Raw genomic sequence first — 26,459 nt, forward strand, 5'->3', positions numbered from 1 at the left:
CACTTGTGGATGTCTTTTCTTATTTACGCATAAAGCTCAACGAGTCTCTTTTGAATCTCTTGATCTGATAAGAACTCATCATATGTTGTTTGTTTATCGACGATGCCATTTGGCGTCACTTCGATAATACGGTTTGCCACTGTTTCAACAAACTGATGGTCATGAGATGAGAAGAGCATAGCTCCTTTAAAGCTCATTAAACCGTTATTCAGCGCCGTAATGGACTCTAGGTCTAAGTGGTTCGTCGGCTCATCTAGAAGCAGTACATTCGCTCCTGACAGCATCATTTTCGATAACATACAACGAACCTTTTCTCCTCCTGATAAGACGCTTGCTTTTTTCTTAACTTCTTCCCCAGAGAAAAGCATACGTCCTAAGAATCCGCGTAAGAAGCTTTCGCTTTGATCATTAGGAGAATACTGGCGAAGCCAATCTACTAGATCGACATCGTTCCCTTCAAAGTATTCACTATTGTCTTTCGGGAAAAAGGCTTGAGATGTTGTGACACCCCATTTATATGTCCCGCTGTCTGGCTCCATCTCACCAGCAAGAATTTTAAATAAAGTAGACACAGCAAGCTCATTACGGCTTAGGAACGCAATTTTATCCTCGCGATTCATAATAAAGCTGACGTTATCAAGTACTTTCACACCGTCAATTGTTTTTGATAGACCTTCTACTTGAAGGACATCATTTCCAATTTCGCGCTCTGGCGCAAAATGGACATACGGATATTTACGTGAAGATGGCTTAATATCGTCTAAAGAGATTTTATCAAGCAATTTCTTTCTTGACGTCGCTTGCTTCGATTTAGAAGCATTCGCGCTGAACCGGGCAACGAACTCTTGAAGCTGCTTAATTTGCTCTTCTTTTTTCTTATTTGCATCTTGGCTGAGTTTCAGCGCTAGCTGGCTGGACTCATACCAGAAATCATAGTTTCCGACATATACTTGAATTTTTCCGAAGTCTAGGTCCGCAATATGTGTACACACTTTATTTAAGAAGTGACGGTCATGCGAAACGACGATGACGGTGTTTTCAAAATTAATAAGGAACTCTTCCAGCCACTGGATGGCTTGTAAGTCCAAGTGGTTCGTTGGCTCATCCAGAAGAAGGACGTCAGGCTTACCAAATAAAGCTTGGGCTAGTAGTACTTTAACCTTTTCAGAACCACCAAGCTCAGACATTTTCTTCGATTGAAGGCTCTCTGGAATGCCAAGACCTTTTAGTAAGATCGCAGCTTCACTTTCTGCTTCCCAGCCGTTTAACTCAGCGAACTCACCTTCAAGCTCTGCTGCACGAATCCCGTCTTCATCTGAGAAATCAGGTTTCATATAGATCGCATCTTTCTCCTGCATCACATCATATAAACGTTTGTGACCCATCATGACGACTTTTAATACTTCAAATTCTTCGTATTCAAAGTGGTTCTGTTTTAAGATCGCTAAACGCTCACCAGGGCTCATATGAACATCGCCCGTCTGAGCCTCAATTTCACCTGAAAGAATCTTTAGAAACGTTGATTTACCAGCTCCATTGGCACCAATTAAACCGTAGCAGTTGCCAGGAGTGAATTTAATATTTACTTCTTCAAATAGTTTACGATCAGCAAAACGCAAACTAACATTATTTACTGCAATCATTTATTAATCCTCCATCACTCATTCATCATTATGAAGTATAACATGAATAACGTTTGATAGAAACGTCTCTCACTAAGAACGAAGGCAAATTGTCCAATATGGTATAATAAGTGGGAATGATTTATTGAAGGAGTTCGTGCGATTTGAGATTACTTACACTGATGGAATACTGTTTATTGATTTTCTTTATGGGTATTTATTTATCTGCAACAGGCTTTAATGCGAGGGATTTTGGCCTTTATATTGGGCTTGTGCTTATTTACACACTGGTACACATCTTTTCGAAACGCTTTTTACAAAAGCGAGGGAAAGAAAATCATAAGATCGGATTGTTTCGGTCCGTTTTAGCCATTACTGGGTCTGTCTTCGCTTCTGTGTTGGCCATTGTGCTCATTGTTACAGTGCTCACGCCAAATTAAAAACGACCCTTCTTTTAAGGGTCGCCCGTTCAAGCACTTTTCTCACGCACCTGAGAAGGGTGCTTTTATTTTGTTTGCCGAATGTCGCCAAATGGGAAGAAAACAAATTCTGATGTCCCGACAACCCGATCCTTTTGAATGAGTCCAAGTCCATTTCTGCTGTCCATGGAGTTGAGTCTGTTGTCCCCCATCACAAAGTAATCGTTTTTCGGTACTTTCACTGGACCAAAATCCCCTGTCAAATGCACTTCATACTCTTTCGCATGTGCCTTGTTCTCTTTTAAATAAGGCTCATCTACTTTTTTACCATTAATGTAAAGCGTATCATCCTTCATTTCAATCGTGTCTCCCGGAAGACCGATCAATCGTTTTACATAATGAATTTTCTGGCCATCTTTTCCATTAATAATCACGATGTCACCTCGTTTGACACCACCTAGATAGTTAATGGTTTTGTTGACAAACAGCTTTTCTCCATCATGAAGGGTCGGTTCCATCGACTCTCCTTCCACCACATACGGCTCAAATATAAACGTACGGATGAGCAAGACGAGCGCAAGTGCAATTAAAATGGCTTTGATCCACTCAAACAGTGAACTTTTCTTCTCTGTTTTGGCTTGCTTTGCATCAGATTGAATATCATTTTCGTTTTGTTTGTTTTCTTCGTTCAAAATACTGCTTCCTCCTAAGACTTTCTGCTAAAAGACTTGAAACGTGAATTGAATAACTTTACTTTATCACATGTCATTTAAAAATTCACAAGACAACCATTCAATTAGATATTTTTTCCTAATTTGTTCATAATTAAACAAAAGAAGCACCGCTGTTCACGATGCTTCTCTTCTACTTTACGCTTCTAGTTTCACTGGTTTTTTCAAAATACCAAGTAAAATCGCTGTTACAACGGCACCGATTAAGATGCTGATGATATAAAGTATCGGATGATTTGTTACCCAGAAAACGAATAGTCCGCCGTGCGGTGCAGGAAGCGTGACTCTAAAGAATTCCGTTAATCCGCCAGCCACAGCTGCTCCAATGACAGCTGAAGGAATCACGCGTAGAGGATCAGCCGCTGCAAACGGGATCGCCCCTTCAGTGATGAAGGCCGCTCCCATGAAGTAGCATGTAATCCCTGCTTCTCGGTCACGTTTTGAGAATTTATTTCTAAAAATTGTTGTAGCAAGTGCAATACCTAGTGGTGGTACCATTCCGCCTGCCATAATGGCAGCATGCGGTGCATAGTTTCCAGCAGCAATCATCGCAAGACCAAATGTGTAAGCCGCTTTGTTAATTGGCCCACCCATATCAATCGCCATCATACCTGCCAAAATAATGCCCATTAAGACAAGGTTTCCAGTACCTAAAGTTTCAAGCCAATGAGTTAATCCGTCCATCACCATTTTTACTGGTGTGTTAACAACGTAATGCATAATGATACCTGTGAAGAAAATACCGAACAATGGATAGAGCAGAACCGGTTTAATTCCGTCGAGTGACTGCGGTACGAATGTGAATACTTTTTTAAGTAACACAACGACATAACCAGCAAGGAAACCGGCAATGAGTCCGCCTAAGAATCCAGCACCTGCTGCCGATGCCATAAATCCACCGACCATACCTGGCGCAAAACCTGGACGATCTGCAATACTCATCGCAATAAATCCGGCTAATACAGCCACGATTAAGGCAAGTGCATTATCTCCACCAATTCCTTTTAAAACAGCTGCAAATGAATTAAATGAAGGGTCATTAGGGTCAGCCGATTTAATACCCCAGAAGAATGAAATTGCAACAAGGATACCGCCTCCGACAACAAATGGAAGCATGTTGCTTACACCGCTCATTAAGTGCTTGTAAAAACCACTTCTCCCTTTGCCAGATGACTCATGTTCGTCTTTTGAAGAACTGCCGCCAGAGCCTTTATAGATCGGCGCATCTTGATTGACTGCTTTTTCAATCAATTCCTGCGGACGACGGATTCCTGCTGTCACAGGTACTTCAATGACATGTTTGCCTTTAAAGCGTTCCATTTCAACTTGCTTGTCGGCTGCCACAATGATGGCTGGTGCTTCTTCGATTTCTTTTGCGGTAAGAGCGTGTTTAATACCGCCAGAGCCGTTTGTTTCAACTTTAATGTCAACGCCCATTTCTTTCGCTTTTTCTTTCAAAGCATCTGCTGCCATAAATGTATGTGCAATACCTGTTGGGCAAGCTGTTACTGCTAAAATCTTAGCTGGTTTACCTGCTGCAACCGGCTCCTCTTGAACTTCCTCTTCTTCTTCATCGTCGTCCTTATCATGCGTATTGATGATATCGATGATTTCATCTTCAGTAGCCGCTTCAAGAAGCTGCTTTCTGATTTCTTCACGCATCAGAAGTGTTGATAAACGAGAAAGTGCTTCTAAGTGCGTGTTGTTTGCGCCTTCAGTTGCTGCAATCATAAAGACAAGATGACTCGGCTGCGCATCCAGTGATTCATAATCTACACCAGCTACCGAGCGGCCAAATGCAATGGCAGGCTCTTTGACACTTGCTGTTTTAGCGTGAGGGATAGCAATTCCTTCACCAATACCAGTAGAGCTCTGTTTTTCACGGTTAATCACTGCTTCTTTGTAGCCCTCTTTATCATTTAACTTGCCTGCTGTATCTAAAACAGTGACTAATTCTTCAATGACTGCTTCTTTCTGCTGGCTGTCTAATTGAAGCTTAATGGTCTGCTTTGTGAGTAGTTCTGTTATTTTCATGGTGACTCCTCCTTTAAATGCGTGTGACTTTTACTTGTGGTAATAGTGTGTCAACAAGCTCTTTTGTCCCAAGCTCTTCAGAAAATGCTGTAGCACTGCCTGATGTGACACCAAGCTTAAATGATTCTTCAATCGAAAGGCCTTTCGAAACGCCGGCTAAAAATCCTGCAACGACTGAATCCCCTGCACCAACCGAATTAACAAGCGTACCCTTTGGAACATTTGACTGATAAATCCCTTCCTTACTGAATAAGAGAGCGCCATTACCAGCCATGGATACGATAACATGTTCAGCACCTTGCTCTAACAGCTTCTTCCCATAAGGAATAGCTTCTTCCGCAGTAGAGATGCTTGTCTCAAACATTTCACCTAGTTCATGATGGTTTGGCTTCATTAAGAACGGTTTCAAGCCTGCTGCTTTTTTTAGGGCTTCCCCGGAAATATCAAGGACCACTCTAACGCCTTGCTTTTCGCATACCTCAGCAATACGTTCATACGTGTTATGAGGCAATGAAGAAGGAATACTGCCAGCTAACACAACGACATCTCCTTCAATCAATGAAGTAAATTGAGACAGAAACGACTCAAATTGTACTTCAGTAATGGATGGGCCGAGTCCGTTGATTTCGGTTTCTTCACCTGTTTTTAGTTTCACATTAATTCGTGTATCTTCTGACACCTCGTGAAAGGCTGTTTGTAATTGTTCGTTTTGTAAAAAGTCTTGAATATATTTGCCTGTAAATCCACCAATGAATCCAAGTGCTTTTGATTCAACACCGTGACGTTTTAAAAGCCTTGAGACATTGATCCCTTTTCCGCCCGGATATTTTTTGTCATAGGTTGAACGATTCAAACCGCCGACTGCGAAATCCTCCACGTGTACGATGTAATCAACTGATGGGTTTAAAGTAACTGTATAAATCATGTTTTCACTACCTTTATAACCGTTTTTTCATGGTAATTATCGAATGAATCCTCTTTTGCGTCGTTTGTGATAATGGTGGCTTCCTGTAAACTAGCAAAGGTTGAAAACGATATTTCGCCAAATTTAGAGGCATCTGTTAAGATATAGGTTTTTTTCGCCTGCTTCATGGCCCTTTTTTTCATGAGCGCTTCCTCTGGATCAGGTGTTGTAAACCCCGCCTCGGGATGAATGCCGTTCGTCCCAACAAAGCTTTTGTCAAAACGGTAATTTTCCATCGCCGTTAAGGCTGCGGCTCCGACCATGGCTCCTGTTCGATGTTTCACTGATCCGCCTATCAGGTAAAAAGAAATGCCTTTTCTCATGAGTGCTTCAATGTGCATAACACCATTTGTCACCACAACAATATCTTGATCTGGATCGATATATTCAATCATTTGCTGTGTGGTCGTACCAGCGTCTAAATAAATACAATCGCCTTGTTTTAAAAGTGAAGCAGCTGCCTCTGCAACCAATGACTTTTCTTGAAGGTTTTTGGCAGATTTCTCAAATACATCTGGTTCAAGACGGATACTTGATATCTTGGCTGCTCCCCCATGAACTCTTTTAAGAAATCCTTTTTCTTCAAGGGCTGATAAATCTCTTCTAATAGTAGATTCAGACGCATCCGTCATAATCGTTAAGTCCTGTATTTTGATGACATCATTTTCTTCTAAACAGTCGATAATGAGTTGATGTCTTTCCGGTGTTAACATGAAAACACCCCCTTTTGAAAACGTATTCATTTTGCGTGCACCTTTATTGTAATCGCTTTTTTCAACATTATCAATACAAAACAATCAAATACATTCAATAACTATCAAAATCTTTCACCATGGTCATCTTACCTTTATATGTACCATTTGTAAACTGAAAAATATGTGACATTAAGATGAAAGTCATGATCTTAGCATTTCTATCATTTTTCATTTCATTCAATAGAACTAAAAAAAGCTTTTATGCGATGTGCATAAAAGCTTTTGATGTTTGATTACAGCGGAATTCACACTGTTTGTATGTCTTTGTTCTTCTCAGAATTATTCATATCTAAGAGAATCAATCGGATCTAGTCTTGCTGCTTTATTCGCAGGAATTAACCCAAAAACAATCCCAATAAGCATACTAAACAGCACACCTACACAAATGATTTGCCAAGATACTAAGGACGGCCAGCCGGCAATGAGTGATACTAACGAGGCACCGCCTATACCTAGTGCAATCCCCATCAACCCGCCGATCAAGGTTAAGACGACAGACTCAATTAAAAATTGAACGAGTATTTGAGCCCTCGTTGCTCCAATCGCTTTTCGAATACCGATTTCCCTTGTCCTCTCTGTCACAGAAACAAGCATGATATTCATCACACCGATACCGCCGACAAGTAAAGAAATTCCAGCTATTGACCCAATGATTGTTGTCATAACAGACGTGATTTGACCGATGCCCTCTGCAATTTCTTCCATGTTGATCATTTCATAAGCATCTTCTGTATGATGATTCTCATTTAATAATGCAGTCGCATTCTTTCCTACTTCCTTCATTTGATCAGCATGTGCGACTTGAATTGACAACTTATCGTATTCATTGATCCCAAATGTGGAGGTGAGCATTGCAAATGGGACATATATTTCATTCATATCGAATGAGAGCATTCCTTTTTGTTTGGCTAAAACACCGATGACTTCAACCGGCTGTCCGTTCATCCAAATCATTTCGCCCAATGCCTTCTGTCCATTAAATAATTCTTTTTGTAAGCCTTCAGAGATGAGGGCGGCTCTTCTGCCGCTTCTAAAGTCAATATCTCTTAAATTCTGCCCTTCTGCTATTTGTAATGAATGTACATTTGTATACCCTTCATTTATACCGTTAACTGTCGCATCCACTGTCGTATCTTGAAATCTCAGCTGCATTCCTTGCGCAGTCGAAGAGGCAACCTGATTCACCCCATTGATTGTCTTAATGCTTTTTATGTCTTCCTCAGTAAATGTGGCGTCGAATAAAGCGTTGGGATTTGCATTTAACTCTTCGTCAGAAGGCGTATATGTCATATCAACGGTATTGTTTGGACCTGAAATCGACCCTTTTAGCATTTGCTCGCCGCCTTGACCGATAGCCACGACCGCAATGACTGATCCAACACCAATAATAATCCCAAGCATCGTTAAAATAGAACGTAATTTATGAGCTAAAACAGAATTCATCGCTATTTTGATATTTTCAAAGAGTTTCATTCATAGCGTCCCCTTGTGTCAATCTATCTTCAACGAGTCGTCCATCTCTTACAACGACCGTCCGATTTGTATACGCAGCTATTTCTTCTTCATGGGTGACAAGTACAATCGTTGTCCCTTCCTCATTCAGCTTAGTAAACTGTTCCATGATTGAGAAGCTTGTTTTTGAGTCAAGAGCGCCTGTCGGTTCATCTGCTAAGATAAGCTGCGGCTTATTGACAATTGCACGGGCTATTGCCACTCTTTGCTTTTGCCCTCCCGACAACTCACTTGGCATATGTTTCATTCGGTCTGCCAAACCAACCTTTTCAAGTGCCATCTCTGCACGTTCTTTTCTTTCCTTTTGACTGATACCAGCGTAAATCATCGGAAGCTCAACATTACGCCTCGCATTTAACCTCGGCAGCAGATGAAATTGCTGAAAGACAAATCCAATGAATTGATTTCGAATCACTGCGAGGTCTTGATCCTTTGCTGCTGACAGCTCTCTTCCTTGAAAATGATATTGTCCTGTAGTTGGCCGGTCTAAACAGCCAATGATATTCATTAACGTCGATTTTCCAGAGCCGGACGGGCCCATAATGGACATATACTCGCCTTTTTCGATGACAAGATCGACCTCACTTAATACATCAAATGATTCCTCGGCAACCTCATAGCTTTTTGTCACGTTTGAAAGCTGAATCATTCAGCATTCACTTCCATTCCGTCATACATGTCATCTGATGGATGAGAAATGATTTGATCCTCTGCTATGACACCTTTTGTCACTTCAAGATCATGACCTGACGTTTCCCCTAGCTCTACTTTTACTTTTTTAAGTACATTCTTTTTGACAACATAAACGTATTGTCCATCATCCTCTTTTTTTACAGCTGATTCAGGAATCGTTAGGGCTTGACGCTTATCTGTTTCAATTTCCATGATCATTTTAAAACCAGGTTTTGCTTCAGGTTTTTTTCCTTTTATTTCGATTTCAACTGGATATTGCACCGTTTGATCACCTGCAGTTGTTTCGGATGCTGCCTGAGCAGGTACAACCCCCACTTTTTTCACGACCCCTTGCCAGCTCTTTCCGCGAATGACATCAGACGTTATCTTTACTTTTTGTTTCTTTTTCACTTTTATGGCGTCATATTCAGAAATCAATCCTCTTACAATCATTTTTTTCTCATTGCCAATATGAATGATCGCCTGTCTCTCTTCTGGCTTTCCTGCCCCTTCTTCTTGCTCAATGGAAATGACTGTACCGGCAATTTTACTATGTACGATTAAATCTTCTATTTGTGCTTTTACTTTTTCTTGGCTGATCTCTGCTTGTTTTTGTTCTAATTCAGCCGCTTTCAGCTCTAGTTCAAGCTGGTCTCGCTCGGTTTTAGGATTGGCAGCGGAGTCGCCTCCTTGTTTTTTATCTAATTCGCTCAATCTATTTTGTAATTGTTCGCGTTTTAACGTACTGGATTCAGCCGCAAGAGCTTGCTGCTCTTCTTCAAGCTCCAGCTCCCTATTTTCATATGTAAGAAGCGGCGTTCCAGGCTTTACCTTTTCTCCTTCTTTCACAGAAATCCTCTTCAAATGTCCCTTTTCCTCTTCTGCATAAATGAACTGCTCTTCAGAGAATGAAAGTGTCCCTGGCGTCATGACCGTAGTGGTGATTTCTTTTTGCGTAGGTTTTACTGTTTTAATAGCTGCTGTCGAAGCAGGCTTTGATTGATTTTTCGCAATGTTAAAGCCAATAAATAGACCGATAACAATAATAAAAATGGATCCGATGATGATTTTCTTTCTCATAAAGACATTCTACCCCCAGCTTACTGATATGGTGATTGCAGTTCCTACATATTGAAAAATGATAGATAAGAGATAAAAGACTCCTATAATGGTCCAAGCGATTCTTGGCGATATATGGCCTACTTTCATCAATAAAAAGCCTGTTAAAACAAGGTTCCAGATCACAAATAGATCAATATTGGCAAGCACAGCATGCCATGGACCAGACGTTTGAATGAGTGCATTTAATGAGGTGATTGTGATGTTTTTTGGCACATGGAACAGAATGATGGACAGATGAGAAATAATCGTACCAACGATCGTAACTGGTGTAATAAACAGGACCGCTGAAAACAGCTGCTGAAACGATGCATCACCCTTTGCTAAAAAAACGATGAACTTATATATTGCAGCATTAACCACAAGCCCGAGAAGTAGACCAATTAGCGTCACCACATAAACGACCGATACCGGCAAGCTTAAATCTGCCCACATTCCTTCATTCACCAGCTCTGACAAATAAGTCACAATCACTGTTAAAAAAAGTACGCAGGATAAAGGCCACCAAACCACCGGATTTTCCCAGACTCTTTTCAGGTGCTCCGAAGGCCTTGTGCTCACTCCAATGATCGTAGGCTTTTGCATATTTTCTTTCATCAAATGTCATCCTCTCTATGTCATGCAAGTATGCAAACGCACATGCTCTCTCTTATTCTTTCTATTTTATCAAAAGATTGCCAATAAGTGATGGATGATTTGATTTTCTTATTTTCATTGAGGGAAAAATTATCTATTATCATGAATGAAATCCTCCAAATGACACCATGACTAGATCATATTCATATCAAGAAATAAAGGTTTTTCTGACCTAAAAACATTTTATCAAAAAAACCCATGTCTTTCGGAATAAATATCCTTTTCCTTTGAATTCGGTTGGTTTTTGTGAGACACAACAATTTTTTGTTAAAATATTCCTAGTAATTTCAACAAATCCCGGCTTTATAGGACTATGATTGGTTTCTTTTATAGAACAAATGAGCCTTTAGTAACAATACTTTCATATTAAAAAATTAAAAATATCATGATTTTACTTGATCAAAAGTTATTTTTTCATATAATGTAAAATAGAGGTAGGTTAAATGATAGTGGAAATGGAGTCAAGTGAATGTTAAGAGAAAAATTGAAAACGCAATTGATTTTACTTTATGAAAAGGAACAAGAAGCATGGCAATACTTTCGAAAGGAAAGAGAACTGATTTATCATGAGCTCAAATTACTTGATATGAAAGAAAGCAGACCCTCTAATGACAAAATATACTACGCTGCTAGATGTGTAGATATTATTAAAGAGAAAAAGGGAAGCATTGTGAGCACAAAAGAATTAAAAGAACAGCTTCAAGCCCAGACAGATTTCAACGTGAGACGAATTAGTGAATTGTATGATCTGATTCAGCAGCTCGATCCTCACATTTCTAAAGCACGAAGGGGATGTTTTATTTACGAAGATCACACCCAAATACCTCTACAATCTTTTCACACATAAAAAATTGGTTACAGCCGCTGGCCATAACCAAATCCTCTAATATCTATTATCCACCGCTTACAGGAGGAATGAATGCAACAGTGTCCCCGCTACGCACTTCAGCGTTTCCCCTCGTATATCGTTCGTTGACTGCAACCATCACATTTTGTGCAGCATCAACACCATATACCTCCTGTAATTCTAATTTAATCTCATCAACAGTTGTTTGATCTTTTTGAATGATGATTTGTTGTTTACCGGCCTTCTCAGCAAGGCCGGCGAACAATAATACACTAATCAAGCTGATCACCTTCTTTCTTTGCAAGTTGAAGCTCGCTAGGTTTCCCCTCTGGATATGAAACTGTTTCAAGCTGATCACCTATCCAGGCTTCCCCGTCTTCCCAATATTCTTTTTTCCAAATCGGAACGATTTCCTTAATTCGCTCAATGGCATATTCATTCGCTTCGTATGCAGCCTTCCTATGAGGAGATGAAACGGCTATCGCAACAGCAATATCCGTTATATCAAGTGTCCCGACCCTGTGCACAATGGCAGCTTCAGTATCAGGCCACCGATTTTTGATTTCTTGTCCAATTTGACTTAGCATGCTTTCAGCCATTGGTATGTAAGCTTCGTAAGTTAAGCGCAGCGTTTTCTTACCGTTTGTCCACTCTCTGACCGTCCCGATAAACGTCGTAATGGCCCCTGCCTTCCGCTTTGTCACATGCTGAATCAATTCATTCACATCAATCGGCACTTTTGTTATTTTAAAAAGTTCACTCAAATAGAGCCGCCTCCTTTCAATAAGTTATAACAAAATGTATTCGCATCCTTTTCAAAGGCTGAAAACACTGGAAAAGAGTAATTTTTGGCTAACTGAAACTCTTGAGAAAAATAAATAGCTGCTTGTATATTGGAAAGTGTTGAAAGATCAATGAGCTCCTCTTCATTCTTCACACAAACGATTTTGCGGTATGGTGCCTGTTTATACCCTTCTATCAAGACCGCGTCTAATGGAAGATACTGACACATGTTGAGCAATTGCTTTAACGTGATGTGCTGCATTGAAAAGTGAAATTCACCCTCTCCTTCTACGCCAGCGGCAAATGCACCTGCCCCGACATATCGATCGGTGTCTTTTTCTTTCAAAAGACGATCTGGTTTACCGCCATGTCCATGGTGTTTAAAACAGCCTAGCTTCAGCTCATCAAGTACAGCCAGCTGACAGAGCTTTTCAATCAACGACGTCTTTCCGCTGTTTTGATAACCGACCACCTGTAATATACTTAATGTGTCATCCAGCATGGGGAACCCTCGCCTTCGTGCTGAAACAGCAGAACATGCACCTGATCACCAGCCTTAAAACCTCTTGTTCCACCTGGCAGCACGATGAAACAGTTCGCCTCTGCTATTGAGGTCACGGCACTTGATTTATCGAGACCTGTTGGGGTCACACTGAGCTGACTGCCCGTGAACTCAAGTGCCGCTCTGACAAATCGAGTAAACGGATTGGCTTTTGGGAAATCGTGTGTCAGCTTCGCCTCAGCAAAATCGGGTAACGGCTGTTTCTTGAAAGACCATTTATAGACCATCGGTTTCACAAATAATTCAAAGCCAACAAAACAGGCAGCAGGATTTCCTGACAGGCCAAACAGCAGTTGACCATTTGGCATTGCAGCAACCGTCGTTACACTGCCGGGTCTCATGGCCACTTTATTAAATAGCACCTGAGCTCCCAGCTTTTCATAAATTGCGGGGAGAAAGTCAAAATCACCTACTGAAACTCCGCCTGTTGTAATTAAGAAGTCTACCTTGCTTAAGGCTGCTTTGACTGCATGATAGCTTTTGTCAAAATCATCGGACACACCGCCTAAATCAAGCGGCTCTCCCCCAGCCTTAAGGATCTGGGCATAAACCATGCTAAGGTTACTGTTTCTAATCTTCCCGTCCACCATCGCATCACTCACTTGAAGAAGCTCTGTACCTGTTGAGATGATGCCGATCACTGGCTTTTTGACAACTGGAACTACCGCATATCCGAATGTCGCCAATAAGGCCGTAACGCCCGGAGTTACTTTGGTTCCTTTTTTGAGCATCACATTCCCTTCAAGTACCTCTTCTCCTTGACGAGAAATATTGTCCCCTTTTTTCAGCGGTCTTTTAAGTGACATGTATGATTTCCCATCTTTTTCAAAGGTTTTAGTCAGCTCAAGCATGATGACGACATTTGCTCCATTCGGGATTTTTGCTCCTGTCATGATACGAATGGCTTGAAAGGGACCGATGGTTTTTGCTGAGACCACTCCTGCCCCAATATGATCAATGACCTCAAATTCAACCGGATGCTCGCTTGACGCTTCTTTTGTATCTTCTGCCCGAAGTGCAAAACCATCATACGGGGACCGATCAAATGCAGGCACATCATGATCTGCCAAAATATCTTCTGCAATGAACCTTTCAAGGCTATTTCTTAAAGGCACCCATTCTGCTTCTCCATGCTTTTCATATTGATGGACTTTTTGAATGGCTTCTTGTACTGGAATTGGCTGACGTCTTTCCATCACACTTCACTCCTATATCCCTAGCAGTTTTGCTAGTAATGAATTGGCTGCTTTTTCATCATTTGTCCCATGGATTAATGCACGTCCACCTTTGAAAAAGACGATACGATAAGATTCATAGCGGACATGGATTAAGAAGTCATTCACTTCTACCTCACAAATGGATGACAGCCGCTCTTTCACATGCTGAAATGATAGATTAGCTAGATCCTTAGATACAACTTGGACTGTATCCCGCCCACAAAGAATCGTCGTTTTTTTACGCTGATCGTGTAAATAAGGATAGGTTCTATCTTTGCCGCAAGATGGACAGTCCTTCTGCTTAGTAAGAGACAAATCCATTTTAAACGATGTCGCCTGCCAAAGATCAAATGTGACAAATTTCCGTTCGATTTGATCTTCATGTCCTGTTAAATACTTTAGCGCCTCTGTTTGCTGATAAGCAGAAACCATCTGAACTGCTGGAGAAATAATCCCCGCTGTATCACACGTCAAACCGCCAACAGGCAGTTCTGTAAAGACACACGATAAACACGGCGTTTTATCTGGCAAAATGGTCATATACATCCCCTGGCTGCTCACACAAGCACCATATATCCACGGCGTCTTCGTTTCCTGCGATAAATCATTCATGACCATTCTCGTCTCAAAATTATCCGTCGCATCAATGACAATATTTGCGCTGTGAAATAACGGTCTTAACAGCTCAACCCCTGCATCTTCAATCAGGGCGTGTATGGTCACTTCATGATTGATCTCTAGGAGACGTTTTTTTGCCGCAGCTGCTTTTGGCACATGTGCCTTTGCGTCATGTTCTGTATACAGCTGCTGCCGCTGTAAATTTGAAAATTCTACATAATCACGATCAACAATCGTCAACGTGCCGATCCCAGACCGGACAAGCCCTTCCGCAGAGGCCGTTCCAAGTGCACCCGCTCCAACAATTAGAACATGACTGTCAGCAAGCGCACGCTGACCCTTTTCCCCAACCGGAGGGAACAAGATTTGTCTTGAATATCGATCATTCAATGCTGTTCTCTCCTCACCATTTTTTATGTATCATATCATACCGTTTTCAGGTAAATCGCTTCTTTTATTGATATTTCGGAATTCATTTGGTGTTACGTTCAGTTCCTCTTCTGAGACGATACGCACCTTAAGCCTTTGAAGTAACTCTTTGATGGCTAATTGATTCTCTTTTAAACACGCATCAATGGACGGCAGACAGCGGCGGTGATAAAGTGCAAATAAAGGCTGTAATCTGCCCTGAACAAGCGGGATGATTGCATCTACGTGCTCGCCACAATAGGACGATAATGCTTCGGCGGTCTCTCTCCGCACGAAAGGCATGTCACATGCCGTCACTAAATACCATGCTGCTTCTTGCTTTTGCATCGCTGTATACATGCCGGCAAGCGGCCCGCATCCGAGCACCTGTTCATCATCCAACCACACATCTCGTTCACCTCTTTCTTTAAAAAAGGTCAGAAGTGATGGATGGCTGATGATGACCATCTGTCCTTTCAAAAGCTGCTTTTTCACATGCTCATATAGTGGTTTTCCTTGATACATATAACTTGCCTTTGGCTCTCCAAAACGTCTGGATGCTCCTCCAGCTAAAATGACATTGACTACGTCCATCCACTCACCCTCCTTTGATATGGTTGTTCTAATCACTCTCATCTCGCATACTTTATTGGTAACATGAATAAGGAGGGTCTATCGATGAACAGGCGCCATGCTTCTCCCCTATTCCATGACCTATCTCAAGAGAATTTATACTTAAAAGCGGAAACAGCCAAATATCAACAAATGATCTCTGATTTACAGTCCTCATATACGTATTCTAAAAACAAGAAGTTAACTCAAGAATATCACGAGATGAAAAAGGATTACACGCAATTAAAGCAACAATTGGATGAAATGACCATTGATCAAGATCATGCAGCCTCAAAAATACAGGATCTTTCCTACAGCAAATCTGAATTATTACATAAAATAGTCCTTCTTCATGAAATGCTCCAAAAAGAAACCTTTCATAGAAGGAAAGAAACGGAAGAAAAACACCGGCTGCATTTAAAAGTCATCAAATATAAAGAAATCTCTCAACAATTAAATGAACGGGTGCAAGATCAAGATAAACGGCTTGCAAAAGAGGAGAAAAAAGGAAATACTTTATCCGCTGTGATTGAGAAACTGCAGCAAACATTAGGTGATAAAAACGCAGAGCTCAATCTATTACAGGAAGGCGTAAAACACCTGCAGGAGCGTTTTTATGAAACACAAGAGAAATTACTGCAAATTGAAAAAGCAAAGGAAGCGATTTTTTATGAAACGCTCACAAGCTATCAAAAGCAGTTAGCCGAAAGTGAGGAATGGATCGCATCTCATTTTGCTGATATTGACCAGTCAGCTCAAACAAATTCACAGCCATTCTCTCGAGACAGCCTCCTGCAAACAACGGAAGAAATCGAACCCATCTTGAAAAAGTTGAATGAACAAGTTCAAACGCTACAAGCACAAGTCGATGCGGTGCAGCAAAATGGAGATGTCATGACAGTAAAGATTGAAGGCTTCAAAAAGCAGCGTGATCACCTGTCAAAGGAACGAAAAATTGTCTATACTGTTGATCAAAAAAAGTAATTCTCGCAATAAAAAAACTGCTGGCTTTTTTCGTCAGCAGTTTCTTTTTTATTTATTCGTCTTCTGTTTGAATATCGCCTTCTAAAATATACTGTCCGCGATATGGCTTTTTCACTTCAGGATACATTTTAATTAAGCTTTGCATAAACGTTGTCATATTTGGAATTTCAAGACCGCTCTCTTTTTCAATTTCTTTTTGAAGTTCAGAGCTTTTAATCGCTGCATTATGACGCTTTAACGTTTTAATCGCAGCTTCACGAAGCTTAGCTGCCTTTGAACCAGGGCGAGCTGTGCCTCTTCTGCGTCTTGTAGATCCTTCAGGAATACCTACAGGAGCACCGTTTAGCTGTCCTGTTCCTAAAGTTGATACAGCATTTGATTGTGATTGTGCAGGCGGCTGGTAGCTTCTCATTTCTTGTGCAGCCAGTTCAGCTAATACAGGCAGTGAATCCGTTTTTCTTTCTGTACGCACTTCTTTTTTTGTATCTGACACTAGACCTGTTCCATGACGGTCTAATTCTCTTAATTTTGCATAAATCGTATCTCGCTCAATTTGATATTCACGGATGACCTTTACTTCTGCTTCGTTTAATTGTTCCAATCGTAATCGTAACGCTTCCCTCTCATTAAACAATGGATTTCCCCCTCATCATATAAAAAATATTCTATAGTAAATATTAGATTAGAAAACTAATTTTATCAACTATTTTTTTATCATTTTACAGTTTGTTATCAGATAGGTATTTTCAACTAAAATTTTGCCAAAGAGGAACAATCGGCATCCATTTCATTGCCACTAAAGGCTTTTGACAAACCTTAAAATATTGTAAAAAATTTGAATAAACACTTATACTACTTGATTTACATCGTTATTTACCAAACTGAAATTTCTTTTGTGCAAAAACGTTCTGAATAGTAAAAAGTTAAAATCTTTACATTTTCATTTCAAAACAAAAATGTAAATAGGTCTTTAGATCTTTTTGTTTCAGGAATATTTTTTAATAAACTCCCCCAATTTCTCTTTTCTTAGGAAGGCGAAGTCCATTCCGTGCAATAGGTCGCCTATTTTTGTCCATGAAAAAACCCCCATTTATGGGGGAAAGCCTATTCTGCAGCCTTTTCAGACTCAGAAAGCACTCGATTGACACGTTTCTCAAGCATTTTCATTCCGCTTCCGCCAGCTTGGAAGTGGCGCAGAGCACCTGTTTTATCAAATACATAATATGCTGGTACATATTCATTTTCAAAGGCTTCTGTTAACTTATGATCACTATCCACAAAAATTGGCTGCGTGATTTCATGCTCTTTCGCAACTTCCTTGATCTTATCCAGATCTAGGTCATCCTCTGATCGCGGCATATGAACGGCTATCACGTTTAGTTGATCCTTGTATTCATCACGGAATTGATTGACTTGAGGCATTGCCTCTTTACAAAGATGACAGCTGACTGACCAGAAATGAATCAATGTTGGTTTGTCACCAATTAGATCTTCTTTTGTTACTTCTCCATTTAACCATTCTTTTGCACCAGTTAGTTCTGGCATTGGTTGACGTAATTTCATTATGAAGCGCCTCCATCCATTGTATGTGTCGAAACAAAAAGGTCTAACATCAGTTAGACCCTCCTGTTTCTTCAGCTATCAATTAAAGTGTTTTTTGACCAGGCTTCCAGTTCGCTGGGCAAAGTCCACCAGTTTGTAATGCTTGAAGAACACGTAATGTCTCATCTACATCACGACCGATATTGTTGTGGAATACTGTTTGATATTGAAGTTCGCCTTCAGGGTTGATAATGAATAGACCGCGAAGTGCAATTCCTTCTTCTTCAATTAAAACGCCGTATTCTCTAGATACTGTGTGGTTTGTGTCAGCAGCTAGCGGATATTTCAATTCGCCTAGACCATTGTCTTTACGGTCTGTGTTGATCCAAGCAAGATGCGTATGGATTGTATCAGTAGATACACCAATGATTTCAGCATCTAAATCTTCGAACTCATCATAACGATCGCTCATTGCTGTAATTTCAGTTGGGCAAACAAATGTGAAATCCATCGGATAGAAGAAAAGAACTGTCCATTTGTCATTCTTCATGTTTTCTTCTAAACTTACTTTACCAAATTCCTTGTTAGCAAGTACTGCTTCCATTTCAAAACGTGGAGCTTGTTTTCCTACAAAACGCTCTGCCATATGTAAATCCCTCCAAAAATAATATCTTTATACAGACTTCTAAGCTGTATATAAAATGAGAATCAAAAGTTGAAATTCTCATTTAGTTAATAACTTCACAATTACAATTATAATACTTAAGCGGTTTTTAGTCAATATTAATTAATAATAAATTTAATTAACGATTTGTCACAATCTCTTGCTTCACTTAACAAAAGTTTAACATGTCTTGCAGAAGGGAACAAATGATTAGCTTCTCTATTAGAGCATACATAGAAAGGTTTTGAAGATCATGAAAGCATTTGAACAAATAGATTGGGTTTCCATTATCCTCAATAGCAGTATGATTTTGCTAAAACTAATCGCTATTTTTGTGATTTATTTTATCATCAGAGCCATCGGAAATAAGATGATTAAGCGTGCCTATTCCACTTTCTCTGAAAGGCATGACGTCTCTTTATCAAGAGCTCAGACGCTGCAAAGTCTCACGCTAAATATTTTCGCCTACATATTGATTTTTATTTTAGTTGTCATGATCCTCGACTTATTTCATTATAACCCGACCGCTTTGCTAGCTGGCGCAGGCGTTGTGGGGCTTGCAATCGGTTTTGGCGCTCAAGGACTAGTGAGTGATATTGTGACAGGATTCTTTATATTATTAGAGAAACAATTCGATGTGGGAGAATACATAACAGTTGCTGGCTTTGATGGGATCGTAGAACAAATTGGACTTAGAACCACGCAGCTTCGAAGCTTTGACGGCACCCTTCATTTTATTCCAAATCGAAGCATATTGAACGTGAGCAATCATTCAAGAGGGACTATGCAGGCACTCGTTGATATCGAGCTATCTCCAGAAGAGAATGTGGATCAAATGATCACAGCCCTTCAAGCTGCGTGTGATGAGGTACGAAAAGACATTCCTCAAATTATCGAAGGCCCTCAAGTTGTCGGCGTGGAGGCGTTCGGATCCTCTTCCCTTGTACTGCGCATCATTGCAAAAACTGAAACAATGGAGCAATGGCGGGTAGAACGAATCTTGCGCAAAAAAATGAAAGAAGTACTCGATATAGAAAAAGAGCAAAAAGAACCGGGATGATCATCTACCGGTTCTTTTTCTTGTTTGTTTTATTGAACACGCTGTTCTACTTCTTGACAAATTTCATCAGCCGTCATACCAGACGCGGTAATCACAGATGCCTTTGTCGTTGTGTCTGAAATGCCAAGAACATTTGAATCTAGCCCTGTGACTACATAGCAGTCACACTGATCCATTTGCTGTTCATTTTGAATACGTACGACGTCATACCCTTTTTGCTTCAGTAGTTCTTCTACATCGGATAAAGATGGTTCTACACCAATTCTTGTCATAATCAAGAACACCTCCTGTTCATAAGGTGTACAGGAGGTAGCTTGATTATTCATTCACCTGCTTGCTTTTTGAAATAAGCCGTCATAACGTTTACTGCGGTTTCTATCGCTTTTTCATCAGGCATAAGTTTTGCATGATGCAGGCCATATTCTGAATCGACCCCTAACCAAAACATGAATCCAGGGTATTTTTTCAGCATGTAGCCAAAATCTTCTCCTGTCATGGCTTCTCTGCATTCAATCACATTCGCAAGCCCTTCTCCGGCGACATATGACATAAATTCCTCTGTCAGTTCCTTTGAATTATCCACTTCGTAATAAGATGAAGGGTATCGCACGGTTGCCTTGCATTCGTAGCCAATTTCAATCCCTTTTGCTAGTGCTTCAATTCGCTTTCTCACTTTTTCCATAGATTCTGGTGAAAGTGTACGAATGGTGCCATCAAGCTTTGCATGCTGTGCAATGATATTTTGAGCCGTTCCCCCGGTAATCGTGCCAATCGTGATGACCGCACTATCAAGAGGATCGACATTACGAGAAATAACCGATTGCAACTGACCTACAAGTGCGCTCGCTGCCACAACCATATCATTCGCTAAATGAGGGTAAGCAGCGTGTCCGCCTTTTCCTTCAAGATCTATCACAAGCTCACTCGTATTGGCAAAAAGCAGCCCTGGCTTTGTGGCTATCGTTCCGACAGGATATTCAGGTGCAATATGCAGTGCTGTAATAAAATCTGGCGTCCACTTTTTCAGCACATCACTTGTAAGCATCGGTTCAGCTCCGCCTGGACCTTCTTCTGCCGGCTGGAACATAAATAATAGATCTTCTTTGATTGGCTCATGAACGAAATGATCAATGATCCCAAGCGCGATGGTCATATGCAGGTCATGTCCACACGCATGCATCTTCCCTTCATGTACTGATTGAAATGGATACCCTGTGTCCTCAGGAATTGACAGACCGTCCATATCTGCACGATACGCAAATACGCGCTCAGGATTTGTTCCCTTTACTTTGACAAAAAGTCCAGTTCGCCATGTTTCTATCTCAACTCGATCTTTTGAATAAGCACCAAGATGCTTGATGAGATACGCTTGTGTTTTGAATTCCTTAAAACCAAGCTCAGGGATTTGATGTAAATCTCTTCGAATGGATATCAATTGCTCACGATTTAACAAGTGAACTCGCTTCCTTTCCTCTATACGAATAAGACGTGGATATATCATCCACGTCTATGTCTTCAGCTGCGAATTGTATGAATTAAAGCTGACGCAGTTCTTGTTTAATTTCTGTTTTACCTTTTGTTTTTTCATCAATGTCTTTGATTTTCTTTGCAGGTGTACCTGCTACAACTGTGTAAGGCTCTACATCGTTCACAACGATCGCACCAGCAGCTACGACTGCACCTTTACCAATTGTTACACCTTCTAGAACTACAGCGTTCGCACCGATGACAACATCATCTTCTACGACAACTGGTTTAGCAGATGGTGGCTCAATGACACCTGCAAGAACAGATCCAGCACCGATATGACAGTTCTTACCTACTGTCGCACGGCCGCCAAGCACCACGTTCATGTCAATCATCGTACCTTCGCCGATCACAGAGCCGATATTAATAGAAGCCCCCATCATGATGACTGCATTATCACCGATTTCAACTTGGTCACGAATGATCGCACCTGGCTCAATACGCGCTTTAATGTTCTTTAAATCTAACATCGGGATTGCAGAGTTGCGGCGGTCATTTTCCACGACAACATCTTCAATTTTGTCTTTGTTCGTTTCTAGCGCTTCTTGAATGTCGCTCCACTCACCGAAAACAACTCCGGTGTTTCCTGTGATGAACGTTTTTGCATGTTCACCAAACTCAATACCTTCTAAATCACCTTTGATGTAGACTTTGACAGGTGTTGATTTTGTACTATTTTGAATAAATGAAATAATTTCATTAGCGTCCATTTGTTTCATGTATGTATGTCCTCCTCTTAATTTATACTTCATTACTGTACCAAAGGAGAGTTTTAATGACAAGTGAAAGAGTTGACTCTTCAATGGAAAATAAAACAAGCGGGACTGATTACCCCGCTTCCTGCTGGTGAAGATGAACAAATTGTTTGCCAAAAGAAATCAATTTCTCTTCTTCTTCTCCTTCTGGATTTAGCTCGATCTTGACGGATGGCAGGACAATGTCACCGCCAAGTTCCTTCACTTTTTCTTCGATCAGGTCAACAGCTCCGCAAAAATGCTCATAAGATGTATCCCCGGAACCGAATACAGCAAATGCTTTTCCCGTTAAATCAAGCTCTTCCATTTCTTCATATAAATCAATAAAATCATCAGGAAGGTCACCATCTCCCCATGTGTACGCACCTAACATAATGTGCGTGTAATCATTGAGAAGCTCTGCATCAATATCCATCGCTTCATGACGGTCCACGCCGGCTCCTGCTTCTGTGATTCCTTTTTCAATTAGATCTGCCATCGCTTCTGTATTCCCAGACATCGTGGCATACACGAGTAAAACCTTTTCTGTCACTTTTTCTTCCTCCTTATCAATGAATCAATGCCGGCTCCTCATATGGTCTTACAAACTTGCTCTCATATAAACCAGCACAGAAAAAGTTTTCATTTTGATTGGCTACACGAAAACCGTGTCCTTTGATCGTATCAAACCATTTGAGCTCTTTTTGCTCAATATCAAGCTGATACACTTTAGAAAACCCGTGTTCGTCTTGTGAAGTCGTCACATACACAATGCCATTATCCTCTGACACATCCAAAAATGATTCCTCTCTAGCAAAGGCTTGTGATTGAATATCATGCAGCATATTGGTATGTAAATCTAAAATTTGAACAGATCCCTTTTTGCCTTTTTTTGATCCCAATGCGCAAACAAGCAGATGCTCCTGACAGAGCAGCATAGAAGCTGTCATCCGGTGCTCCTCTCTGTTTAGGAGAAAAACCTGTTCACTCTCCAAGTCATACACCCATATTCCTCCGTGAACATCATGAATCTGTGTTCCAATATAAAGGTGATCACCTGCAGCACATAAGGAACGAATGACAGGCGGGTGGTTCACATGAGCAAATGGCTTCATAATTTCCCAGGAAATCCCGAAATCATTTGACACATAAATACTATGTTTTCCATGTGCACACACAAACCCATCTTTGCGTCCTGTAATAGACCAAACGACTGCATTTGTTGGAAATGATGATAGCGCCCATGTATGGCCTTCATCTCCTGATCTAATCACTGTGCCATTTTCACCAACACCGAATAAATAAGGTCCAATATAGCTGATGGCATGAATTTTATGCTTGAGCTTAAACAGTTGCTGCCACCCGCTCTCCACACTGTAGTGAAAAATACCTTCACGTTTTACAGCGACAAAGTATCCACCGTTTTTAGATGCAGCAACAGCTGTCGCTCCTTTATGAAACATGGTTTTCAACTCGTTTCTCAGATAGCGCCGCCCACGTTAAAAAGCTTGTCGCAAATTCCTGACAGCACGCCACATCCTCATCGGTATCAGGCGCAAGCTCCATTTTCAATGTTTCAGGAAATACAGATGCACCGGTTGATTTGAGCATGTCATGAAATGTATGGACAGCCTCACAAAACTTCGGGTAGCTGTAATCTCCAGACCCGAACACAGCTGCTTTGATGTCACTTAGTTCAAGCGTGGAGACCTCTTCATAAAAGTCCTCAGCTTCATAAGGTAAATCACCATCACCCCATGTATAAGAACCGATGAACACATAATCGTATGAAGAAAGATCCTCTGCGCTTGTATCATCAAATTCCAACATCTCTGTATCGATCCCTATTCCTTCTAGTGTTTGCTTTATGATCGCTGCCATATCTTCTGTATTACCAGACATACTCGCAAATGTAATTAGTGCTTTCATCTATCGGTCACCCCATCTAAATGATAATCATTTTCAATTATTATATGTACACTTTAAATGATAATGATTTTCATTGTCAAATGATTTCATAAAAAAGCTTTGACCAATCAATACGATAACCCAATGAAAAACCCGCTCATTCCAATTGGAAGGCGGGTTTTTCATATCGAAGAGATCATCGGTTTCTCATTCGTTCGTTTCATCTATTTGAATAAAATATGGACCATAAGCCGTTTCATGCGTCATCACAAATGTCCATTTTTCATTCCAATCCATCACATACATATCGTTATAATCCATATGATTAGATTGATATGGTAAATCATTGATTAAAAGAGAGCTGGCATTTTCGAAAAGATACGCCTCGTCAACAAATTGATAAAAAACAGTACACTTATCCTTTGATTGTTGAAGAAATGCGTCTATCGCTTCAGCATTTTCAAGGCATGTAACCATTCCAAAACTGCATAAATGCCATAAAAAATCATCTATTGATATCTCGTTTTGTTCTTTCATTGAAAGATGACTAGCAAAACGTTCACGCCACCTCACGCGCAAATGATCTCCCCATTCTGGTTTGTTCATTTTGATTAATTGATTGTTTTTCATAAGATCGAAGTCTCCTCTATGATTCGCTCCATCTATCTGTTGCTTTGATATGCGTGCAATAAGTAAATGATCATTCACCTAAAAAAGCACCTTCCTCTTCCAAGAAGGTACTTACACCGCATCACTTTCAAGCATTTCTTTGACCACACCAACAAATGCTTGCACTTGTTTTAATTGAAAAGAAGCTTCATAGCCTAGCAGCCATGTGTCACGTCCGATTTGCTCTCCATTCACGTCAACAAGCGGTGTTTTATGAACACTTTTTTCGTGGTCGTATAAGGTGACCGAAGGCAAAATGGCGTAGCCGATGCCGTGGTAGGCCATTTGTTTACACGTCTCAATCTGGTCCACTAGAATCGTCTGCTTTGGAGACACTTTGAATTTTTGATGCCACCAGTGCTGGATTTCCTGATAATACGTGCTGTCGCTTTTAAATTGAATAAACGGGCGTTCTGTCTCGATTAACTCGTCCACGTCTTTGATAACGGAATCGACTAAATATAAATGATCTGTCATCAAATATTCCTTTGTTCCCTTCCAATCAGGGTTTCCGCGAATGATCCCAATGTGCACGTGGTCCTCGTATAAGCTTTTGAGCATTTCACTACTCCAGCCGGTCACAAGTGATACCTTCGCATTTGGGTACTTTTCGACATATCGCTTTAACACTTTCGGCAGCCAGTGCTGTCCAATAATGGATGCAACCGCAAGCTTTAGTGTACCGTGAATTTCCCCTTCAAGTTCATCGATTCTCTCTCTCACTCGATCTTGCTCAACCGTCACCTCTTTTGCAAATTGAATGATCTGTTCACCTGCCGAAGTCACGGTGAGCCCTTTCTGAGAACGAAAAAAGATTTTGGTTCCCCACTCTTTTTCAATCGTCTGCAATCTTTGGGATAAAGCAGGCTGAGAGACAAAGAGCCGCTCCGAAGCCTTTCTCATATTCAATTCTTCACTTAGCACAACAAGCATATGTAACTCCTGAAGCTGCATGGGCGTCCCCTTTCTCTCTATAAGTTTTTCTTATTCCATATGGTCATTATATAAATTATAGCTTATGAAGGCAAAAAAAATAAGCTGGGTTTCAGCTCATTTTTTCGCGGCATGAATCACTTCATTTAAGCGCTTTAATACAACACGTCGTGTAAATATTCCTTCAAAGACTTGCTCCTCATTTACGACACAAACAAATCCATTATTCGTTACAGCGTGAACGCCTTTTAGCACAGGATCCGTCGTTTTAAGCCTTGGGATATCAGTAAGCATAACCTCTTCTACCTTCAGTTGGTCCAGCTTTTCGAATTCAATTCGTTCTAAACCAAAGATCTTATCCATGATCATATTCGTTCCAATTAACCCATGCAGGTGATAAGAAGGATCTAGTACCGGGATGGCTGTATATCCTGTTTTTGTAAGGACCAATAGAGCATGCTCAAGGTTATTTCCAATTTGAACATGTGCCACTTTATCTGCATCAATCATATGCTCGGCTACTGTTGACTCAAGCAATTGAGTTGGTTCTATCTCTATCATGTTTCTTCGACCCCTTTTCTCTCAATCATCAATCATACATTCCCCTTTACCATTAAGCATAAACTAAAACGAAATTTGTCGAAAGATTTTTTCTGCATAAAAAAGATACTCAGCTCCCGAGTATCTAATAGAATGTTCAATCAATATTAATTCTCAAACCTTACTCTGTCATACAATGTGATCAACTGCTTATACGTATTGTCATCGACATTTTTTGTTCCACATTCTATATCATTGATCTCACTGCTTAGTAATTCGACAGCATATTCCTGATTCAGCAATACGTTTAATAATAGCTTTTTCTCTTCTTCATTAAAACGATTTTCGATGACGCTCATCCAACATCAGGCCCCCTGTTTCATATAT

Annotated in this window: 32 protein-coding genes; 4 read left to right on the top strand and 28 right to left on the bottom strand. The window is 40.6% G+C overall.

The window, feature by feature from the left end:
• Positions 1 to 23 precede the first annotated feature (23 nt).
• A complete protein-coding gene (locus tag MHH40_RS03520; RefSeq protein ID WP_050945126.1) occupies positions 24 to 1,643 on the bottom strand; it encodes an ABC-F family ATP-binding cassette domain-containing protein in 1,620 nt (539 codons plus the stop codon).
• A 143-nt stretch (positions 1,644 to 1,786) separates the two neighbouring features.
• Here MHH40_RS03520 and MHH40_RS03525 point away from each other — a divergent pair, with 143 nt between their 5' ends.
• Positions 1,787 to 2,062, top strand: a complete 276-nt coding sequence (locus MHH40_RS03525; RefSeq protein ID WP_034619939.1) for a hypothetical protein — start codon at positions 1,787 to 1,789, stop codon at positions 2,060 to 2,062.
• A 65-nt stretch (positions 2,063 to 2,127) separates the two neighbouring features.
• On the opposite strand, the gene lepB is transcribed toward MHH40_RS03525, so the two are convergent.
• The 8 genes from lepB to MHH40_RS03565 form a co-directional block, all read right to left on the bottom strand.
• Positions 2,128 to 2,700 carry a signal peptidase I gene (gene lepB / locus MHH40_RS03530; RefSeq protein ID WP_223251366.1) on the bottom strand — a complete coding sequence of 191 codons (573 nt, stop codon included), beginning with the start codon at positions 2,698 to 2,700 and terminating at the stop codon, positions 2,128 to 2,130.
• Positions 2,701 to 2,910: 210 nt separating this feature from the next.
• Positions 2,911 to 4,806: a PTS fructose transporter subunit IIABC gene (locus tag MHH40_RS03535; protein ID WP_310426907.1), complete on the bottom strand. Its 1,896-nt coding sequence runs from the start codon at positions 4,804 to 4,806 to the stop codon at positions 2,911 to 2,913.
• A gap of 13 nt (positions 4,807 to 4,819) precedes the next feature.
• Positions 4,820 to 5,731 (bottom strand): 1-phosphofructokinase, encoded by a 912-nt coding sequence (gene pfkB, locus MHH40_RS03540; RefSeq protein ID WP_212045821.1) that lies wholly within the window; start codon positions 5,729 to 5,731, stop codon positions 4,820 to 4,822.
• Entirely contained in the window at positions 5,728 to 6,483 is a 756-nt protein-coding gene (locus MHH40_RS03545; RefSeq protein ID WP_050945129.1) for a DeoR/GlpR family DNA-binding transcription regulator, read from the bottom strand. The genes pfkB and MHH40_RS03545 overlap by 4 nt, the downstream gene beginning before the upstream one ends.
• 321 nt (positions 6,484 to 6,804) lie before the next feature.
• On the bottom strand, positions 6,805 to 7,998 hold the full coding sequence (locus MHH40_RS03550; RefSeq protein ID WP_340900636.1) for an ABC transporter permease: 1,194 nt from the start codon (positions 7,996 to 7,998) through the stop codon (positions 6,805 to 6,807).
• Positions 7,985 to 8,686 (bottom strand): ABC transporter ATP-binding protein, encoded by a 702-nt coding sequence (locus MHH40_RS03555; RefSeq protein ID WP_003212013.1) that lies wholly within the window; start codon positions 8,684 to 8,686, stop codon positions 7,985 to 7,987. The genes MHH40_RS03550 and MHH40_RS03555 overlap by 14 nt, the downstream gene beginning before the upstream one ends.
• A complete protein-coding gene (locus MHH40_RS03560; RefSeq protein WP_321999022.1) occupies positions 8,683 to 9,789 on the bottom strand; it encodes an efflux RND transporter periplasmic adaptor subunit in 1,107 nt (368 codons plus the stop codon). The genes MHH40_RS03555 and MHH40_RS03560 overlap by 4 nt, the downstream gene beginning before the upstream one ends.
• Before the next feature lie 9 nt (positions 9,790 to 9,798).
• The gene (locus tag MHH40_RS03565) at positions 9,799 to 10,425 is read right to left on the bottom strand and encodes a YIP1 family protein (protein WP_003211611.1); all 627 of its coding nucleotides are present in this window, start codon (positions 10,423 to 10,425) and stop codon (positions 9,799 to 9,801) included.
• A 508-nt stretch (positions 10,426 to 10,933) separates the two neighbouring features.
• Here MHH40_RS03565 and MHH40_RS03570 point away from each other — a divergent pair.
• Positions 10,934 to 11,311, top strand: a complete 378-nt coding sequence (locus tag MHH40_RS03570) for a Rok-like winged helix domain-containing protein (protein ID WP_003211488.1) — start codon at positions 10,934 to 10,936, stop codon at positions 11,309 to 11,311.
• 46 nt (positions 11,312 to 11,357) lie between these two features.
• On the opposite strand, the gene moaD is transcribed toward MHH40_RS03570, so the two are convergent.
• From moaD to MHH40_RS03600, 6 genes are read right to left on the bottom strand one after another with little or no spacing between them, the layout of a single operon-like run.
• A complete protein-coding gene (moaD, locus tag MHH40_RS03575; RefSeq protein WP_044142043.1) occupies positions 11,358 to 11,591 on the bottom strand; it encodes a molybdopterin converting factor subunit 1 in 234 nt (77 codons plus the stop codon).
• A complete protein-coding gene (locus MHH40_RS03580) occupies positions 11,584 to 12,075 on the bottom strand; it encodes a molybdenum cofactor biosynthesis protein MoaE (protein ID WP_340900637.1) in 492 nt (163 codons plus the stop codon). Before MHH40_RS03580 ends, moaD begins: the two co-directional genes overlap by 8 nt.
• Positions 12,072 to 12,596, bottom strand: a complete 525-nt coding sequence (gene mobB, locus MHH40_RS03585; RefSeq protein WP_003211651.1) for a molybdopterin-guanine dinucleotide biosynthesis protein B — start codon at positions 12,594 to 12,596, stop codon at positions 12,072 to 12,074. The genes MHH40_RS03580 and mobB overlap by 4 nt, the downstream gene beginning before the upstream one ends.
• Positions 12,578 to 13,855: a molybdopterin molybdotransferase MoeA gene (locus tag MHH40_RS03590; RefSeq protein ID WP_253622654.1), complete on the bottom strand. Its 1,278-nt coding sequence runs from the start codon at positions 13,853 to 13,855 to the stop codon at positions 12,578 to 12,580. The genes mobB and MHH40_RS03590 overlap by 19 nt, the downstream gene beginning before the upstream one ends.
• Before the next feature lie 9 nt (positions 13,856 to 13,864).
• Complete coding sequence (locus MHH40_RS03595) at positions 13,865 to 14,881, bottom strand: thiazole biosynthesis adenylyltransferase ThiF (RefSeq protein ID WP_003211141.1); 1,017 nt, start codon at positions 14,879 to 14,881, stop codon at positions 13,865 to 13,867.
• 30 nt (positions 14,882 to 14,911) lie between these two features.
• A complete protein-coding gene (locus MHH40_RS03600; RefSeq protein ID WP_212045816.1) occupies positions 14,912 to 15,493 on the bottom strand; it encodes a molybdenum cofactor guanylyltransferase in 582 nt (193 codons plus the stop codon).
• An 84-nt stretch (positions 15,494 to 15,577) separates the two neighbouring features.
• Between MHH40_RS03600 and MHH40_RS03605 the strand changes: the two genes are divergently transcribed.
• On the top strand, positions 15,578 to 16,495 hold the full coding sequence (locus tag MHH40_RS03605; RefSeq protein WP_050945137.1) for a hypothetical protein: 918 nt from the start codon (positions 15,578 to 15,580) through the stop codon (positions 16,493 to 16,495).
• A 52-nt stretch (positions 16,496 to 16,547) separates the two neighbouring features.
• Here the strand turns inward: MHH40_RS03605 and rok are convergent, their stop codons facing one another.
• The 3 genes from rok to ahpA all read right to left on the bottom strand — a co-directional run bounded on the left by rok (position 16,548) and on the right by ahpA (position 18,683).
• Positions 16,548 to 17,129, bottom strand: coding sequence for a transcriptional regulator Rok (rok, locus tag MHH40_RS03610; protein ID WP_003210851.1), 582 nt, complete (start codon positions 17,127 to 17,129; stop codon positions 16,548 to 16,550).
• Between the two features lie 470 nt (positions 17,130 to 17,599).
• Positions 17,600 to 18,058: a TlpA family protein disulfide reductase gene (locus MHH40_RS03615; protein WP_003211884.1), complete on the bottom strand. Its 459-nt coding sequence runs from the start codon at positions 18,056 to 18,058 to the stop codon at positions 17,600 to 17,602.
• A gap of 82 nt (positions 18,059 to 18,140) precedes the next feature.
• On the bottom strand, positions 18,141 to 18,683 hold the full coding sequence (ahpA, locus tag MHH40_RS03620) for a biofilm-specific peroxidase AhpA (protein ID WP_003211758.1): 543 nt from the start codon (positions 18,681 to 18,683) through the stop codon (positions 18,141 to 18,143).
• 271 nt (positions 18,684 to 18,954) lie between these two features.
• Between ahpA and MHH40_RS03625 the strand changes: the two genes are divergently transcribed.
• The gene (locus MHH40_RS03625; RefSeq protein WP_137054698.1) at positions 18,955 to 19,761 is read left to right on the top strand and encodes a mechanosensitive ion channel family protein; all 807 of its coding nucleotides are present in this window, start codon (positions 18,955 to 18,957) and stop codon (positions 19,759 to 19,761) included.
• Positions 19,762 to 19,790: 29 nt separating this feature from the next.
• On the opposite strand, the gene MHH40_RS03630 is transcribed toward MHH40_RS03625, so the two are convergent.
• From MHH40_RS03630 to abbA, 10 genes are all read right to left on the bottom strand, one after another.
• Positions 19,791 to 20,033: a YkuS family protein gene (locus tag MHH40_RS03630; protein WP_003211408.1), complete on the bottom strand. Its 243-nt coding sequence runs from the start codon at positions 20,031 to 20,033 to the stop codon at positions 19,791 to 19,793.
• Positions 20,034 to 20,083: 50 nt separating this feature from the next.
• Entirely contained in the window at positions 20,084 to 21,262 is a 1,179-nt protein-coding gene (locus MHH40_RS03635) for an N-acetyldiaminopimelate deacetylase (RefSeq protein WP_253622657.1), read from the bottom strand.
• Between the two features lie 34 nt (positions 21,263 to 21,296).
• On the bottom strand, positions 21,297 to 22,007 hold the full coding sequence (gene dapD, locus MHH40_RS03640) for a 2,3,4,5-tetrahydropyridine-2,6-dicarboxylate N-acetyltransferase (RefSeq protein WP_003212204.1): 711 nt from the start codon (positions 22,005 to 22,007) through the stop codon (positions 21,297 to 21,299).
• A 109-nt stretch (positions 22,008 to 22,116) separates the two neighbouring features.
• On the bottom strand, positions 22,117 to 22,575 hold the full coding sequence (locus MHH40_RS03645; RefSeq protein ID WP_003210879.1) for a flavodoxin: 459 nt from the start codon (positions 22,573 to 22,575) through the stop codon (positions 22,117 to 22,119).
• A 16-nt stretch (positions 22,576 to 22,591) separates the two neighbouring features.
• Positions 22,592 to 23,485, bottom strand: coding sequence for a WD40/YVTN/BNR-like repeat-containing protein (locus MHH40_RS03650; protein ID WP_095117790.1), 894 nt, complete (start codon positions 23,483 to 23,485; stop codon positions 22,592 to 22,594).
• Entirely contained in the window at positions 23,475 to 23,951 is a 477-nt protein-coding gene (locus tag MHH40_RS03655; RefSeq protein WP_003212484.1) for a flavodoxin, read from the bottom strand. The genes MHH40_RS03650 and MHH40_RS03655 overlap by 11 nt, the downstream gene beginning before the upstream one ends.
• 186 nt (positions 23,952 to 24,137) lie before the next feature.
• Positions 24,138 to 24,560, bottom strand: a complete 423-nt coding sequence (locus tag MHH40_RS03660) for a DUF4275 family protein (protein WP_226805329.1) — start codon at positions 24,558 to 24,560, stop codon at positions 24,138 to 24,140.
• Between the two features lie 111 nt (positions 24,561 to 24,671).
• Complete coding sequence (locus MHH40_RS03665; protein WP_003211236.1) at positions 24,672 to 25,553, bottom strand: LysR family transcriptional regulator; 882 nt, start codon at positions 25,551 to 25,553, stop codon at positions 24,672 to 24,674.
• Between the two features lie 96 nt (positions 25,554 to 25,649).
• A complete protein-coding gene (gene cbpB, locus MHH40_RS03670; protein ID WP_003210874.1) occupies positions 25,650 to 26,093 on the bottom strand; it encodes a cyclic-di-AMP-binding protein CbpB in 444 nt (147 codons plus the stop codon).
• Between the two features lie 146 nt (positions 26,094 to 26,239).
• Entirely contained in the window at positions 26,240 to 26,431 is a 192-nt protein-coding gene (abbA, locus tag MHH40_RS03675) for an antirepressor AbbA (protein ID WP_003210802.1), read from the bottom strand.
• Positions 26,432 to 26,459: the final 28 nt, after the last annotated feature.

It is taken from the genome of Bacillus sp. FSL K6-2431, assembly GCF_038005165.1.
GTDB classification, from domain to species: domain Bacteria; phylum Bacillota; class Bacilli; order Bacillales; family Bacillaceae; genus Bacillus; species Bacillus pumilus.